Here is a 14,675-nt window from a genome sequence, read left to right on the forward strand (position 1 = left end):
GCCGCCGAACTGCTGAGCGCCGAGCCCGGCCTGCGCCCGCAGGACGTCTTCATCAATCTGCTGGAAACGGCCAAGGAGAACTGGTCGTTCGGCGATGGCGTGGCGCAATACGGATGACGCCCATCTCGTAGGAGCGCACCCAGTGCGCGACCGCAGCCTCACCGGTGGCCATGCGCTCAGCCTGGACTGCCAGCGGTGCCGCTTCATCGCTTCGCAACGTCCCCTCGGGGGCTCGGCTTTTCGCGTACTGGGTGCGCTCCTGCAGGGCGGGCGTCGACCAGCAGGCGCCGAGGACCCGCGCCTTCCGTCGCCCGCTTGTCACGGGGATTGCGCAGGCGACAGCGATCGATCGACAGGCAACCACAGCCGATGCAGTCGTCCAATGTGTCGCGCAGTTTCTTCAGCTGAGCGATGCGTGCGTCCAGCTCAGTGCGCCAGGCGGCCGAGAGCCGCGTCCAGTCCTCGCGCGCGGGCGCGGCATCGGCCGGCAGTGCAGCCAGCGCCACGGCAATCTCCGCGAGCGATATGCCCACCCGCTGGGCGACGCGGATGAACGAAACGCGCCGCAGCACCGCGCGCGGGTAGCGCCGCTGGTTGCCTACGCTGCGTTCGCTGCGGATGAGTCCCTTCGACTCGTAGAAATGCAGCGCGGACACGGCCACGCCGCTGCGCCGCGCCACCTCGCCCACCGCCAGCATGGTGGGCAGGCCGCCGGTTCCGGATCGGTTCTCCATGGCCTATTGACCTCAAGTTAAGTTGAGGTCCTAGATTGCCACGAACCACCATCACCGGTATCCGCCCATGTCCGAGCCGACCGTCTACCGCATCGACCGCTTCAACGTGCCTGCGCACGCCCTCTCCGCGTTCATGGCGCGGGTGCGCTTTACCCAGCAGATGCTGGATGCATTGCCAGGCTGCCGACAAAACCTCGTGCTCACCCAGTGCGACCTGGCAGGCGAGTACAACGTGATGACCGTGGTGGAGTGGCACGACGCGTCACACATGGCCTCGGCCAAGGCGGCGATGCAACGGCATTACGGGAAGGAAGGCTTCGATCCCGCCGCCTTCATGCAAGAGCTTGGCGTGAAGGCGGACCTTGGCGTGTACCGTGACGCCTGACGGACACGCCTGACGGACGATGCGCGAGAACCCGTGCGCCACCGGCGGCGCCTGGGCGAGCCGGGCGAAGCCTCGCCCAGGCGTTCATCCCCGGTCACGCTTCCGGCTGGTGCGCATGCGCGCCGTCACTCACCGCGCAACCAGCGCGCGGCATCGATGGCGAAATAGGTGAGGATGGCGTCGGCGCCGGCGCGCTTGAATGCGGTAAGCGATTCGAGCACCACCGCCTTTTCGTCCAGCCATCCATTCTGCGCAGCGGCCTTGAGCATCGCGTATTCGCCGCTCACCTGGTACACGAAGGTCGGCATGCCGAAGGCATCCTTGACGCGTCGCAGAACGTCCAGGTACGGCATGCCGGGCTTCACCATCACCGCGTCGGCGCCTTCGTGGATATCCAGCTCGATCTCGCGCAACGCTTCATCGGTATTGCCCACGTCCATCTGGTACGTGTGCTTGTTGCCCTTGCCGAGGTTGCCCGCCGAGCCCACCGCATCGCGGAACGGGCCGTAGAACGCGGAGGCGTACTTGGCCGAATACGCAAGGATTCGCGTGTGGATGTGGCCCGCGCCTTCCAACGCGTCGCGGATCGCGCCGATGCGGCCGTCCATCATGTCCGACGGCGCCACGAAATCCATGCCTGCCTCGGCCTGGGCCAGCGACATCTTGATCAGGGCTTCGATGGTCGGCTCGTTCATCACATAGCCGTGTTCGTCGATGAGACCGTCCTGGCCGTGCGTGGTGTACGGATCGAGCGCCACGTCGCCGATGAGCCCGAGCTCGGGATACTTCGCCTTGAGCGCGCGCGTGGCGCGCTGCATCAGGCCATCGGGATTCCACGCCTCACGTGCGTCTTCGGTCTTCACCGCCGCGCCGGGCGAAGGAAACAGCGCCAATGCCGGAATGCCCAGCCGTACGCACTCGCCCGCGAGCTCGAGCAGCCCGTCGATCGACAGACGCTCCACGCCCGGCATGGAAGGCACCGCTTCGCGCTGGCCTTCGCCCTCGATGACGAACGCGACCATGATCAGGTCGCTCGCCAGCAAGGTGTGTTCGCGCATCAATGCGCGGGAGAAGGCATCGCGGCGCATGCGGCGCATGCGGACGGCGGGAAAACTCATGGGCTGACCCTCGGGCAAGACATTCGTCCATTTTAGCGCGTCGCGCCGAAAGAACCGACGTTTTGCATAGACGCGACGCCTGAGACAGCAAGGAACCACGCTGCGTGAACGCACCAACTTGCGAACACTCAAGCGACACGTTTACCGGCGCAGTCTCCCCCTGCCCATCCGAAGGAGCCCAGACCATGAGCCTGTCACCCGCCCGACACAGCCACTGGCCCCTCGCTGCCGACGCCCGCTACGTGGGCCCGCACGAAGGCACCGATCCCATCGACGTCACCGTGGTGATGCGACGACGCGGCGACCATCCAGCGCCCGCTTCCTGGCCGCACCGCGCAGCGAGCACGCGCGAAGCATTCGGCGCGCAATGGGGCGCCGATCCCGCGGATGCCCAGAAGATTCGCAGCTTCGCCAAGCAACACGGCCTGATTGAAACCGGTTGCGAACTGCATCGCCGCGTGATGCACCTGCGCGGGACGCCGCAGCAGCTGCAGGAAGCGTTCGGCGTGCAACTGGGGCGTTACCAGGTAGGCGCGGACGGCGAGGAAAAGATCGGCTGTCGCGGCAAGCCTGCCCTGCCTTCCGATGTGGCGCCTGCCGTCATCGCGGTGCTGGGCCTCGACCAGCGGCCAGTGGCACGACCGCACTTCCGCCGCCTCGCCAAGGCCGCAGCCGCCACTTCGTTCACGCCGGTGCAGATCGGCAAGCTCTACGCCTTTCCGACAGCCACCGACGGCACCGGCCAGACGATCGCGGTGATCGAGCTCGGCGGTGGTTACACGGCCAGCGATTTCAGCCAGTACATGAAGTCGCTGGGCATCACCAAGGTCCCCAAGGTCAGCGTGGTGTCGGTAGCCGGCGGCAAGAGCAAGCCCGGAGGCGACGCCGATGCCGAAGTGATGCTCGACGTGGAAGTGATCGGCGCGCTCGCCAGTGGTGCATCGATTGTCGTGTACTTCGCACCCAATACCGACCAGGGTTTCTACGAAGCCATTTCGCAGGCCGCGCACGACACCACGCATCATCCATCGGTAATCTCCATCAGCTGGGGCGGTCCGGAGGACAGCTGGGCCTCTTCTTCCCTTGATGCGATGCAGAGCGCACTGCAGGACGCCGCGGCATTGGGCGTCACAGTCACCGCAGCCAGCGGTGACAGCGGCTCGACCGATGGCGAAACCGATGGCGCGCAGCACGTGGATTTTCCCGCATCCAGCCCGTACGTATTGGCCTGTGGCGGCACCAAACTCACGGCAAGCACCACTACGATCAAGACCGAAACCGTGTGGAACGAAGAGGCCAGCGATGAAGGCGCCACCGGCGGTGGCGTCAGCTCCAGCTTTGCGCTGCCGACATGGCAGACGTCGTCCAAAGTGCCCAAGGGCGCCAAGGGCTTCGCGGGACGTGGCGTGCCCGACGTGGCCGGCGATGCCGACCCCACCACCGGCTACACCATTCGCGTGGATGGCCAGAACGAAGTGATCGGCGGCACCAGCGCCGTCGCCCCGTTATGGGCCGCCCTGGTGGCACGCTGCAACCAGCACCTGGGCCAGAACCTCGGCGATCCGCACGAGGCCCTGTACAGCATCAGCAAGTCTGCCTTCCGCGACATCACCTCAGGCAACAACGGCAGCTTCAAGGCCGCCAAGGGCTGGGATGCCTGTACGGGACTGGGTAGCCCGAAAGGACAAACGTTGCTGACCGCGCTGTCGTCGATGAAGCCCACCACCCGGCACTGAACACCGCACGCGCATTTTTGCAGGAGCGCACCCAGTGCGCGAAAAGCCTATCCCACCAAGGGAACGTTGCGAAAAGCGGTGCCTCAGCAAGAGGCATCGATGCGACACCATGGTCGCGCACGGGGTGCGCTCCTGCAGGAGTGAGGCTCGCTCAACGTTCGTCCACCACCACATTGCGCAACGTGCCGATGCGCTCGATCTCCACCTCGCATACGTCGCCGGCCTTCATGTAGACCGGCGGCTTGCGCGCGTAGCCCACACCAGACGGCGTGCCCATCACGATCACATCGCCCGCGGCCAGGGTGATTGCTTCGCTGAGGATCGCGATGGTCTGCGCCACGCTGAAGATCATGTCGCTGGTGGAGGCGCGCTGCATCACCTTGCCATTGAGTCGGGTTTCCAGCATCAACCCTGCCGCGCCTGGTGGCAGTTCGTCAGCTGTCACCAGGACGGGGCCAAATGCGCCGGTGCCGTCGAAATTCTTGCCTATCGTCCACTGCGGCGTTCGCATCTGGTAATCGCGGACGGAGGCATCGTTGAACACCGTGTAGCCGAAGACATGATCCAGCGCCTCCTGTTCGGCGATATGGCGGCCGCCGCGCCCCAGGATCACCGCCAGCTCGCCTTCGTAATCGAGATCGCCGGATACGCGCGGGCGCACCAGCGGCTGCCCGTGACCGATCAGGCTCGACGCGAAGCGCGCGAACAGCGTGGGGTAATCCGGCGGCTTGAAGTCGAACTCGTGCGCGTGATCGCGATAGTTCAGACCCAGGCAGATGATCTTGCCCGGTTGCGCACAGGGCGGCAGGAACGTGACGGCAGAGTCGTCGATGGCAGGTCCGGATTGCAGGTCATCGATCGCGCGCGCACGCTGTTCGGCGTGCATGGCGGCAATGACGCCGATGTCCGCAGCAAACACCGCCTCGCTTTCGCACAGGCCATGCCAGCTGTCGCCTTCGTTCACGGCAATGCCCTTACGTCCCTCCTGCTCGAATCGCAAGAAACGCATGTCTTTGCTCCGGCGCGATGGAGAACGCCACTGTAGAACGACTCGCGACCACGCGAAAATCCCTCGACGCTGCGTTTCCCGCGATTCGCCCGGTGGGGCTTGGTCGGGCCGGTGTTCTCTGGTCGAATGAAGACCTTCCTGCGCGGAGCCGGGCATGCAAGACGCCGAATTCGAGAAGTCCCTGTTCCAATCCATCGCGTTGTCGCCGATCGCCACCCTGGTGACCGATCCGCAGCTGCCGGACAACCCGATCGTCTGTGCCAACGAAGCGTTCTGCCGCCTGACGGGTTACGAGAGGCACGAGATCGTGGGCCGCAATTGCCGATTCCTCGGCGGCCCGGGCACGGAAGTCTCGGCGCGCGCCCAGTTGCGCAAGGCTGTGGCCGAGGGAACGCCGGTACTGACCGTGCTGCTCAACTATCGAAAGGATGGATCGCCCTTCCGCAACGCCGTGATGATCGCGCCCATCCTGGACGCGGGTGGCAAGGTGACCTACTTCGTCGGCTCGCAGATGGACGTCACCGCCGAAGCCACCGCGCCAGCCCATGCGCAACGTTCCGCCGAACGGGTGGCAGGCCTGACGCCGCGGCAGCGCCAGGTGCTGGAGTGGATGGTGAAAGGCCATCGCAACAAGCAGATTGCCACCACGCTCGGCATCGAGGAAAAAACCGTGAAGATGCACCGCGCCAGTCTGCTCAAGCGATTGGGCGCGGCCACCAGCGCCGATGCCATCCGTATCGGGATCGAAGCCCGGTCGCTGGACGGAACCGGGCCTTCCTAAGAACAAAGGCGGTATTGCCGGGCCCGCACCAGGGGCGGTAGAAACACAGCTGCGCGCAGACGGCTTTGCGCAGCGAGGGGTTTCCCTGATCACCAGCGACTGCGGCCTGCCGCCGCCGTTGCGTGCGGGGAGCCGCAACGCCCGGATGGAGTCCAGTGCTCATGAGGCGAGATCCCGACAATCGGCTGGAAGCAGGGCCGCTATCGGTCGGCGCGGGCCGACCATCCTGCATGGATCCGGCTGCGGCACCCCCCGTCCGCTTCTATACGGACGAGCGTTTTCCGGCACGCGCCATCGAACTGCTGCGGTCGGTCGGTGCACGGGTGCAGACCGCTGACGAGGCAAACCTCAGCGGCGCCTCCGCGGAAGACCACGCGGCGTACGCACGCATGCGTGGCATGGCGCTGCTCTCGCTCGATCGCCACTTTCTCGATGACCGGCGCTTCCCGCCGCAACGCGGCCCGGCCATCTTCGTATTCCATTTCGGCGAAGGCTCGCTGGCAGACATGCGTCGCGCCTTCCGCTGCGTCGCCCCCGCCCTGCTGTCTCTGCGGGACGGCGGGCGCAGCGGCAAGGTGGATGCCCGCTGCAACGCCTGGGTGGAGCACGTCCACCTGAGCGACGGCACCCAGACGCATACCTCCCGTCGCCTGTGGCGCGGCAAGCTGGAGGAGTGGAGCGCTACGCCCGCCTGAAGGCCGCCTTCAGCGGCCGGGACACATGGCCGGCGCCGTGAGGCTGCCGTTGGGCTGGCAATTGACGGGTTCGGCGCCCGGCTCGGGCATCGGCAGGTTGGGCCGGTAAGGTGCATACGACGGAGGCGACACCGCCGTGCCCGTGCCGCGCTTTTCCGCAGCCCGCATGACGGCAGCCGTGCCGGCAACGTCCAGCGCCTTGCCGGTGGCCCGTTCGAGCGCAGAAGGATTCACCGGCATCGCGGGCAACCCTTGTACCGCGGGCGCGTTGGCGACAGGTAGCAGCGTCGGCGCCACCCCATAGCGCGCCGCACCGGCCAGGGGAACGCGATAGGTCGAGGCCGCCGCTCCCTTGGCCGCCGGAAGCGAGAGGTCCACCGGACCGTCCGCGGCGCGTGCATCTGCCGCGAGCAGGACGGCGACCATCCAACAGCACGTCGATGACCACTTCATGTCACGGGCTCCTTGCCTGCCGATGCGCGGATGGTCGAATACTGCCCGGCCGGTCGCCACGGCGAAAGTGCTCAGCGCCGCGCTGGCGACCGGCAACGCGGTTTGCTTATGCTGGATGGATTCCGCCGACCACCGCGCAACGCCCTTTCGACCAAGGAGCAAGAGGCTTTGAACACTTCCCCTGAGACCGGCAGCCTGGCCTGCGTGGGCATCGGCATCACGCTCGGCTCGCACATCAGCCCGCTGGCCCGCAGTCACATCGAGCAGGCCGACGTGGTGTTCACCGCGGTATCCGATGGCCTGGTGGAGCTATGGCTGAAGGAAATGCACACGGACGTCCGCAGCCTCCAGCCGTTCTACAGCGAAGGCAAGTCGCGCGTGCAGACCTATCGCGAGATGGTCGAGGCCATGATGACCGAGGTGCGCGCCAACAAGCGCGTATGCGGCGTGTTCTATGGCCATCCCGGCGTATTCGCCTGGGCACCGCACAAGGCGATTGAAGTGGCGCGCCAGGAAGGTTATCGCGCGCACATGGAGCCGGGCATTTCGTCCGAAGACTGCCTCTATGCGGACGTGGGCATCGACCCGGGCCGCTACGGTTGCCAGCACTACGACGCCACGCAGTTCATGCTCTGCCATCGCCATGTCGACCCCAGCGCATGGCTGATCCTGTGGCAGGTGGGCCTGGCGGGCGAACAGACCAGCAAGCGCTTTTCCACCGGCGCTGCACACCGGCAGGTGCTGGTGGAGATCCTGAGCCGCGATTACCCGCTCGACCACGAAGTGGTGGTGTACCGCGCCAACACCTTGCCCTTCCAGGCACCGAGGATCGAACGCATGGCGCTGTCAGCACTGCCCCAAGCCGACCTCAACATGTCCGACACCATGGCAGTGCCCCCATCGCAACCTTTGCGTGAAGACTCGGACATCCGCGCCCGGCTGGCCGCGCTGGATGCGGCTGTTACAACGGATTGAAGGGGTTGTACGGCGTACTTGAAGATTGTTGCGGTAGCATCCGCTCGCTGGGATGGGAGCGCCCGGTAGGTCCGATGCACCAATCCGGCAAAGAGCGGCTATTCACTCAACCATGCACGTTAAAGGGGATAGCGCGATGTCGAACCTTGTGGCATTCCTGGAAAAGATGGGCACGGATGCGCGTTTGCGCCATGCCTCGCAAGATGAGCTGGCCCAAGCCCTGGCCAATACACAGATCGATGCTTCCGTAGGTGCCGCGATCATTGCCCGTAGCACGTCGGAGGTTTACGCGCTGATGGGTCTGAGGCCCATGTTTCACACTCTCGAGAACCCGGGCCCTCCGCCGGGAGTCCAGGAAGAAGGAGCCGAGGTGCCAGTGCCTCTCAAGGCAGACAGCTGAATCGATTGCTGTTAGGGGCGTAATTTCCCCGTTCTTCGAGTGAGTTCGCCAGCCCGTCAAGAAGCGGCGCTCATTGCTTACCTTCGAGCCGCCCGGGGCAACACCCGGTGCGGCTTTTGACATCTTGTCTCGATCTAAACACTGAGACGCCACCTTGTGGCGCTTTAGCAGGCCATATGCCATGGCCGTAAGACAGAGGTGGTCATGCCGCCGGGCGGATATTTTTCTTCAAAAAGGGCGCTATGATCGACTTCTCCCGAGTACTCCCCGGGGAGAGGGGAACGGCAGTCAGGGGAGTGCGTCGATCTACACGACCACCAGGGGAAAACGAGCCATGTCGAGCGTCATCGAGTTTCTGGAACGACTGGGCGCGGATGCGCAGCTGCGCCACGCGTCGCAGGAAGATATTGCGCGGGCGCTAGAAGAAGTGCAGATGGACGCCGATGTCGGCGCTGCCATCATCGCTCGCAGCACCAGCGATCTGTATGCGCTGCTCAAGCAGGAACCCATGTTCCATATCCTTGAGAATCCCGGTCGCGAAGACGAGGACGAAGAGGAAGAAGAGGGCGACGAGGAAGGCGAAGAAAAGAGCGCACTCGCTGCGGTCGTCGTTGGCTGCCACGCGGCCTCCGTCTCAGCCTGAGCCCATCGTGTACCGGCTTGGCATGACGAGTCGGAAGTTCCTTGGGGGCATGATCGCTCTCACGGGCATCTGTATTGGCATGGCCGCACACGCGGCCATGCCCGCTTCTGCTCCCCCGGAGCAATTGCTGCGACGCGCCTTTGAAATTAAGACGTCCAATCACGACGAGTTCCTGTCGATACTGGCGCAACTGCACCAACTGGAAGACAGCCTGCCGGTCGACGAGCAATGGACACTGCGCTATCTCGATGCGTGGCAGGCCGTTTTCGCGGGCAACGAGTCCCAGGCTCTCATTGGACTTCGACTAATCGCGGAACAGGCTCCCAGCCCCACGCTACGCCTTCGCGCCATGGCCACGATGGTCAACATCTTTGGCTTCGCGCACCGCTACGAGGAAGGCTTCATTCAGCTCAATCGGCTGACAGATCTACTGCCCCAAGTATCGGACCTCAGCGCGCGCTATGCCGCCATGGGTGAAGCAGCGCAGTTCCTGATCATTTCTCATCACTACGAACAGGCAGCCGAATACGCCGACCAGATGATGCAGAATATTCCCCAGGGCAAGAACGCATGCCATGCGGTTTATTACAAACTCCACGCACTCTTTCTTAGCGGCACAACGGTGCCCTCGCAGGGCGAATTCCAGCGCGGCATTGACCTATGCAATGCGGGCAACGATTCTCTTGCTGCAAATACCGTACGCAGCGACCTTGCTTCGCTTCATCTCCAAAAAGGCCAGACAAACGACGCGATACGGCTACTGGAAGAACACTATGCCGAGGTGGCAGGCTACAAATATCCGCCGTTGATGCAATATTTCAACATGCTGCTGGCCCAGGGCTACTACGCCTTGGATGACATGCAAAGGGCACGCAAACTTGCGCTGGCAACTGTCGAGAATAGGATAGAGAACGCCTACAGCTTGCCGCTCAGTCGGGCCTATGAGCTGCTCTACCGGATCGACAATCGACTTGGCCACACAGCTGAAGCACTGACCTACCATGAGAAATACATGGAGACCGACCGGGGATATCTCAGCGATGTCACCGCCGGCGCGCTGGCCTATGAAACCATCAAGCAGCAGGTGCAGGCCAAGCGCAACCAGGTCGACACGCTCAATCGCCAGAACCAGATCCTGCAGCTGCAGCGCCAGCTCGACCGCAAGGCGATGGAAACCAGCCGCCTCTACATTGCGCTGCTGCTCACGGTGCTCGCCTCCATTGCCTTCTGGCTGCTGCGCATCAAGCGCTCGCAGCTGCGCTTCAAGCGGCTGGCCACACGTGACAGCCTGACCGGTATCCACAGCCGCCAGCATTTCGTCGACGAAGCGGAGTTGCTGCTGCGCGCAGGCGCCAGGTCTTCGCGTCCGGCCTGCCTGGTACTGCTGGACCTGGACCATTTCAAGGACGTCAACGACACGCACGGCCATGTCACTGGTGACATGGTGCTCAAGCGCGCCGTGGCGGCCTGCCTGCAGCATCTGGAGCGCCACGACATCTTCGGTCGCCTGGGTGGCGAGGAGTTCGCCATCCTGATGCCCGACTGCAGCGCTATGCAGGCCGTCGAGCGTTCCGAGCGCATCCGCCAGGCCATCGCGGCCACGCCGCTGTGGGGCGAAACCCGCCACGTGGTGATTTCCTCCAGCTTCGGCGTCGCCTGCAGCGACCGCAGCGGCTACGAATTGCGCCAACTGATGATCGATGCCGACAACGCGCTGTATCGCGCCAAGCGCGATGGGCGCAACCGTGTCATCTACGAGGAAGAAGAGCGCGGCGCTCCCGTGTCATCCATTCCCGCCGACGATGCTCCCATGGCATCCGGCGCCGAGCGCCTCGCCCACGCCCCCACTGACCCTGCATTCTGTCGGGCTACTCGCCGGTAGGCAGCGGCGAGTGCTCCAGCAGGGAGGCGTGGGCAAGCGCATCGGTCGCAGGCATCAGGCCAGCCCAGCCATTGGCCAGCTTCACTGAAGCCGCGACTCCCTGGGGTGCCTTTCCATGGCCCGCATACGCAAGCAGCACCCCATCGGGGTGCTGGCGCGCCCATTCCTCGGGATCACTCGCTTCCGGCAACGGCGCCGGCAAGGCCGCGAGGAAGGTGATCAGGCCAGGCTCATTACCGGTGCGTGCCATGGGTACGCCTTGCGCGCGCAAGGCAGCCACCTGTTGCGCCAGATGCCGTACGTCCAGCTCGCCCAGCACCTGCAGCCGTACCAGCGGCAGCAGGGCGAATGCCAGCAGCAACGCCGCCTGTGCTGCCCGAGGCTCGGGCCGCAGGGAACGTCCGGCCCATAAACCACGCCTGCCGCCCGCCGGCCGTCTCAGGGATTGAGACGGCCGGCGGGTGCAATGCGCTCCCCGACGGAGCGCGCCCATGAATGCCTTGCCCAACCCCATGGCCCAGCGCGCGGTGCGCCACGACGGCGCGCTCGCGGCGCCCGCCACCGGCGGCGACCAGCTGGCGCGGCGGCTCGAACGGCGCTATGCGGACCGCATCACCGGCTCGTTCGTGTTGCCCGGACGCGAGGGCAGCTTCGCCCCGCTGCCCGGTGACATGCCCACTGGGCTCGCCCAGGCCTTGCGCTCGCGCGGCATCGAGCAGCTCTACGCTCATCAGGCGCTGGCGTGGGATGCCACGGCGGCCGGCAAGCATGTGGTGATCGCCACGCCCACGGCCTCGGGCAAATCGCTTTGTTACACGCTGCCCGTCATCAGCGCGGCCATGCGCCAGCGCGCCAAGGCGTTGTTCCTGTTTCCCACCAAGGCGCTGGCGCAGGACCAGGTGGCCGAACTGCTCGAACTCAACCAGGCCGGCAACCTCGGCGTAAAGGCCTTTACCTTCGACGGCGACACGCCCGGCGATGCGCGCCAGGCCATTCGCCTGCACGGCGACATCGTGGTGAGCAATCCGGACATGCTGCACCAGGCCATCCTGCCTCATCACACCAAGTGGGCGCAGTTCTTCGAGAACCTGCGTTATGTGGTGATCGACGAGGTGCACACCTATCGCGGCGTGTTCGGCTCGCACGTGGCCAACGTACTGCGCCGGCTGCAGCGCGTGTGCGCGTTCTACGGCGTGTCGCCGCAGTTCATCCTGTGCTCGGCCACCATCGGCAACCCGGCCGAGCACGCGAGTGCCTTGATCGAGCAGCCGGTCACCGCCATCACCGCCAGCGGTGCGCCGGTGGGCGAGAAGCATGTGCTGCTGTGGAATCCACCGGTGGTAAATCCGGATCTCGGCCTGCGCGCGTCTGCGCGTTCGCAATCCAATCGCATTGCGCGCACCGCGATCCGCGCGGGACTGAAGACGCTGGTGTTTGCGCAATCGCGGCTGATGGTGGAAGTGCTGACCAAATATCTCAAGGATGTGTTCGACGCCGACCCGCGCAAGCCGCCTCGCATCCGCGCGTATCGCGGCGGCTACCTGCCGACGGAGCGTCGCGCGGCGGAGCGCGAGATGCGCGCGGGCGCGGTGGACGGCATCGTCAGCACGTCGGCATTGGAACTGGGCGTGGATATCGGCGCGCTGGACGTGGTGGTGCTCAACGGTTATCCCGGCAGCGTGGCCGCCACATGGCAACGCTTCGGCCGCGCCGGCCGTCGCCAGCAGGCGTCGCTCGGCGTACTGGTGGCCAGCAGCGATCCGCTGGACCAGTACCTGGTGCGCCATCCGGAATTCTTCCAGGGTGCCACGCCGGAACACGCGCGCATCGCGACGGACCAGCCGCTGATCCTGCTCGACCACATCCGCTGCGCCGCGTTCGAGCTGCCCTTCCGCGAAGGCGAACTGTTCGGACCGCAGGACGCCACGCCGTGGCTGCAGGTGCTGGGCGAAGAAGGCGTGCTGCATCAGGAAGGCGAACGTTTCGAATGGATCGCCGACAGTTATCCGGCCAATGCCGTCTCGCTGCGCTCGGTGGCCGATGGCAACTTCGTGGTGGTCGATCGCACCGATGGCCGCCAGACCATCGTGGCGGAAGTGGACTTCAGCGCGGCGTCGCTCACCTTGTACGAAGGCGCCATCCACATGATCCAGTCGGTGCCCTACCAGGTGGAAAAACTCGATTGGAGCGGGCGCAAGGCGTACGTGACGCGCACGCACGTGGACTACTACACCGACGCCATCGACTACACCAAGCTCAAGGTGCTCGAAGCGTTCGACGGTTCACCGGCCGGACGCGGCAGCGCGCATCACGGTGAAGTGCATGTGGCGCGCCGCGTGGCTGGCTACAAGAAGATCCGCTACTACACGCACGAGAACATCGGCTACGGCCCGGTGAACCTGCCCGACCTGGAGCTGCACACCACCGCCGTGTGGTGGCAGCTGCCGCAGCGCGCGCTGGAGCAGGCCTTCGATCACCGGCAGGAAGCGCTGGATGGCTTCCTGGCCGCGGCACATGCGCTGCATATCGTTTCCATCGTGGCCGTGATGGCCGAGGCGCGCGACTTGCAGAAGGCTGTGGGCAGCGGCGATGGTGCATGGTTTGCCACGCCCGATGCCAACGGCCGCGCGCAGATGCGTTCCAGCTTTGGCGAGGACGATGCGGTGCTGCAAGGGCCGTTCGTGCCCACGCTGTATCTCTACGATGCGTTTCCCGGTGGCGTGGGCCTCAGCGCACCGCTGTACGAACGGCGCGAGCATCTCGTCCGCCTCGCACGCGAACTGGTGCATCGCTGCGATTGCCGCGCCGGCTGTCCGGCTTGCGTCGGGCCCGTGCTTGCGGTGGACGAGCTTGAGGAACGTTCGCTCAAGTCGCTCGCCACGCGCGTGCTCGACCTGATCGTCGCGCTGTGAGCGCCCTGGCCGACAAACTGCGCGGCCTGCGTCGGCAGGCCGGCGTGACGGCGCCAGCACCAGGCACGGCCACGCCGGTGCGACGCTCCGAACCGCTGCCGGACAACCTGCGCGCGCTGCTTGGCGTGCGCCGCCATGTCGGCACCGTGCCACGCAAGACGACGGCGAGCGCACCGATGGCGCTGCCGGGTCGCACGATGGCACCGGGCTTGCAGCTATGCGAGCTCGATAGTGCATGGCCACCCGCACCGCCGTTGTTCCACGCCCTGTTCGCCAGGCTCGATGCGTGGATCGAACCCGAACGTTTGCTGTTGTTCGACACCGAGACCACCGGCCTGGCCGGTGGCACCGGCACGCGCGCCTTCATGATCGGCGTGGCCCACTGGCACGAGGGCCGCTTTCGCGAACGGCAGCTGCTGATCACCACCCTCGCGGCCGAAGCAGCGATGCTCGATTGTTTCGCCTCGTGGCTGCGACTCGACAGCGTGCTCGTGAGCTACAACGGCAAGTCGTACGACGCCCCGCTGCTCAAGACGCGCTTTCGTTTGCAGCGACGCCCCAGCCCGCTGGATGGACTGATGCACATCGACCTGCTGCATCCGGTGCGCCGGCGCTGGCGTGGCGCCTGGGAAAACTGCCGCCTCGCCACGGCCGAACGCCAGCTGCTGCAGGTGATCCGCGAGGACGATCTACCCGGCGCCGAGGCGCCGGCCGCGTGGCTTGATTTTCTGCGCGGCGGCTCGGCGGCGCCGCTGCACCGCGTTGCCCAGCACAACAGCCAGGACCTGCGCAGTCTCGGCGGCATCCTCCACCACTTCAGCGCAGCGACGGACGCGCTGCACATCGACTGACATGCGGTGAGAACCGTGCGAACCGGCGGTGTCTATGCATCACGCCGTTCCTGATGATTCTCGCAGTCGCGCGCACTGCACGATGCCTTCCACCTTCATTT

Annotated in this window: 16 protein-coding genes; 11 read left to right on the forward strand and 5 right to left on the reverse strand. The window is 65.4% G+C overall.

Annotated elements, in window-relative coordinates; translation table 11 throughout:
* Positions 1-12: 12 nt before the first annotated feature.
* Complete coding sequence (locus VFG49_RS17415) at positions 13-117, forward strand: tautomerase family protein (protein WP_324862932.1); 105 nt, start codon at positions 13-15, stop codon at positions 115-117.
* A gap of 86 nt (positions 118-203) precedes the next feature.
* Here the strand turns inward: VFG49_RS17415 and soxR are convergent, their stop codons facing one another.
* Complete coding sequence (gene soxR, locus VFG49_RS17420; protein ID WP_414649171.1) at positions 204-734, reverse strand: redox-sensitive transcriptional activator SoxR; 531 nt, start codon at positions 732-734, stop codon at positions 204-206.
* 67 nt (positions 735-801) lie between these two features.
* Here soxR and VFG49_RS17425 point away from each other — a divergent pair, with 67 nt between their 5' ends.
* The gene (locus VFG49_RS17425; RefSeq protein ID WP_324862892.1) at positions 802-1,119 is read left to right on the forward strand and encodes a hypothetical protein; all 318 of its coding nucleotides are present in this window, start codon (positions 802-804) and stop codon (positions 1,117-1,119) included.
* A gap of 125 nt (positions 1,120-1,244) precedes the next feature.
* Here the strand turns inward: VFG49_RS17425 and hemB are convergent, their stop codons facing one another.
* Complete coding sequence (gene hemB, locus VFG49_RS17430) at positions 1,245-2,237, reverse strand: porphobilinogen synthase (protein ID WP_324862894.1); 993 nt, start codon at positions 2,235-2,237, stop codon at positions 1,245-1,247.
* Positions 2,238-2,422: 185 nt separating this feature from the next.
* Between hemB and VFG49_RS17435 the strand changes: the two genes are divergently transcribed.
* Positions 2,423-3,973, forward strand: a complete 1,551-nt coding sequence (locus VFG49_RS17435; protein ID WP_324862896.1) for a S53 family serine peptidase — start codon at positions 2,423-2,425, stop codon at positions 3,971-3,973.
* Positions 3,974-4,124: 151 nt separating this feature from the next.
* Here the strand turns inward: VFG49_RS17435 and VFG49_RS17440 are convergent, their stop codons facing one another.
* The gene (locus VFG49_RS17440) at positions 4,125-4,982 is read right to left on the reverse strand and encodes a fumarylacetoacetate hydrolase family protein (protein WP_324862898.1); all 858 of its coding nucleotides are present in this window, start codon (positions 4,980-4,982) and stop codon (positions 4,125-4,127) included.
* A 154-nt stretch (positions 4,983-5,136) separates the two neighbouring features.
* Between VFG49_RS17440 and VFG49_RS17445 the strand changes: the two genes are divergently transcribed.
* Complete coding sequence (locus tag VFG49_RS17445; protein WP_324862900.1) at positions 5,137-5,763, forward strand: LuxR C-terminal-related transcriptional regulator; 627 nt, start codon at positions 5,137-5,139, stop codon at positions 5,761-5,763.
* Positions 5,764-5,924: 161 nt separating this feature from the next.
* Positions 5,925-6,458, forward strand: coding sequence for a DUF5615 family PIN-like protein (locus VFG49_RS17450; RefSeq protein WP_324862902.1), 534 nt, complete (start codon positions 5,925-5,927; stop codon positions 6,456-6,458).
* 9 nt (positions 6,459-6,467) lie between these two features.
* On the opposite strand, the gene VFG49_RS17455 is transcribed toward VFG49_RS17450, so the two are convergent.
* Positions 6,468-6,911, reverse strand: coding sequence for a hypothetical protein (locus tag VFG49_RS17455; RefSeq protein WP_324862904.1), 444 nt, complete (start codon positions 6,909-6,911; stop codon positions 6,468-6,470).
* A gap of 168 nt (positions 6,912-7,079) precedes the next feature.
* On the opposite strand from VFG49_RS17455, the gene VFG49_RS17460 reads away from it, so the two are divergent.
* The 4 genes from VFG49_RS17460 (at position 7,080) to VFG49_RS17475 (ending at position 10,811) form a co-directional block, all read left to right on the forward strand.
* The gene (locus VFG49_RS17460; protein ID WP_324862906.1) at positions 7,080-7,886 is read left to right on the forward strand and encodes an SAM-dependent methyltransferase; all 807 of its coding nucleotides are present in this window, start codon (positions 7,080-7,082) and stop codon (positions 7,884-7,886) included.
* 136 nt (positions 7,887-8,022) lie between these two features.
* A complete protein-coding gene (locus tag VFG49_RS17465) occupies positions 8,023-8,286 on the forward strand; it encodes a hypothetical protein (protein ID WP_324862908.1) in 264 nt (87 codons plus the stop codon).
* Between the two features lie 334 nt (positions 8,287-8,620).
* Positions 8,621-8,929: a hypothetical protein gene (locus VFG49_RS17470; protein ID WP_324862910.1), complete on the forward strand. Its 309-nt coding sequence runs from the start codon at positions 8,621-8,623 to the stop codon at positions 8,927-8,929.
* Between the two features lie 97 nt (positions 8,930-9,026).
* The gene (locus tag VFG49_RS17475) at positions 9,027-10,811 is read left to right on the forward strand and encodes a GGDEF domain-containing protein (RefSeq protein WP_414649173.1); all 1,785 of its coding nucleotides are present in this window, start codon (positions 9,027-9,029) and stop codon (positions 10,809-10,811) included.
* Here the strand turns inward: VFG49_RS17475 and VFG49_RS17480 are convergent.
* Positions 10,798-11,172, reverse strand: coding sequence for a hypothetical protein (locus VFG49_RS17480; protein ID WP_324862912.1), 375 nt, complete (start codon positions 11,170-11,172; stop codon positions 10,798-10,800). The two genes, VFG49_RS17475 and VFG49_RS17480, sit on opposite strands and share 14 nt — an antisense overlap.
* A gap of 130 nt (positions 11,173-11,302) precedes the next feature.
* On the opposite strand from VFG49_RS17480, the gene VFG49_RS17485 reads away from it, so the two are divergent.
* Together VFG49_RS17485 and VFG49_RS17490 are read left to right on the forward strand one after the other, a co-directional pair.
* Entirely contained in the window at positions 11,303-13,723 is a 2,421-nt protein-coding gene (locus tag VFG49_RS17485; protein ID WP_324862914.1) for a DEAD/DEAH box helicase, read from the forward strand.
* Entirely contained in the window at positions 13,720-14,574 is an 855-nt protein-coding gene (locus VFG49_RS17490; RefSeq protein ID WP_324862916.1) for a ribonuclease H-like domain-containing protein, read from the forward strand. The genes VFG49_RS17485 and VFG49_RS17490 overlap by 4 nt, the downstream gene beginning before the upstream one ends.
* The last annotated feature ends 101 nt before the right edge of the window (positions 14,575-14,675 follow it).

Origin of the sequence: Dyella sp., assembly GCF_035685885.1 — a bacterium.
In the GTDB taxonomy this organism is placed as follows: Bacteria; Pseudomonadota; Gammaproteobacteria; order Xanthomonadales; family Rhodanobacteraceae; genus Dyella.

Coding starts and splice junctions, on each gene's coding strand:
- soxR (WP_414649171.1), bottom strand. CDS start 734: ATGGAGAACCGATCCGGAACCGGCGGCCTGCCCACCATGCTGGCGGTG.
- VFG49_RS17440 (WP_324862898.1), bottom strand. CDS start 4,982: ATGCGTTTCTTGCGATTCGAGCAGGAGGGACGTAAGGGCATTGCCGTG.
- VFG49_RS17435 (WP_324862896.1), top strand. CDS start 2,423: ATGAGCCTGTCACCCGCCCGACACAGCCACTGGCCCCTCGCTGCCGAC.
- VFG49_RS17425 (WP_324862892.1), top strand. CDS start 802: ATGTCCGAGCCGACCGTCTACCGCATCGACCGCTTCAACGTGCCTGCG.
- VFG49_RS17470 (WP_324862910.1), top strand. CDS start 8,621: ATGTCGAGCGTCATCGAGTTTCTGGAACGACTGGGCGCGGATGCGCAG.
- VFG49_RS17465 (WP_324862908.1), top strand. CDS start 8,023: ATGTCGAACCTTGTGGCATTCCTGGAAAAGATGGGCACGGATGCGCGT.
- VFG49_RS17445 (WP_324862900.1), top strand. CDS start 5,137: ATGCAAGACGCCGAATTCGAGAAGTCCCTGTTCCAATCCATCGCGTTG.
- VFG49_RS17475 (WP_414649173.1), top strand. CDS start 9,027: ATGCCCGCTTCTGCTCCCCCGGAGCAATTGCTGCGACGCGCCTTTGAA.
- VFG49_RS17485 (WP_324862914.1), top strand. CDS start 11,303: ATGAATGCCTTGCCCAACCCCATGGCCCAGCGCGCGGTGCGCCACGAC.
- VFG49_RS17455 (WP_324862904.1), bottom strand. CDS start 6,911: ATGAAGTGGTCATCGACGTGCTGTTGGATGGTCGCCGTCCTGCTCGCG.
- VFG49_RS17450 (WP_324862902.1), top strand. CDS start 5,925: ATGAGGCGAGATCCCGACAATCGGCTGGAAGCAGGGCCGCTATCGGTC.
- hemB (WP_324862894.1), bottom strand. CDS start 2,237: ATGAGTTTTCCCGCCGTCCGCATGCGCCGCATGCGCCGCGATGCCTTC.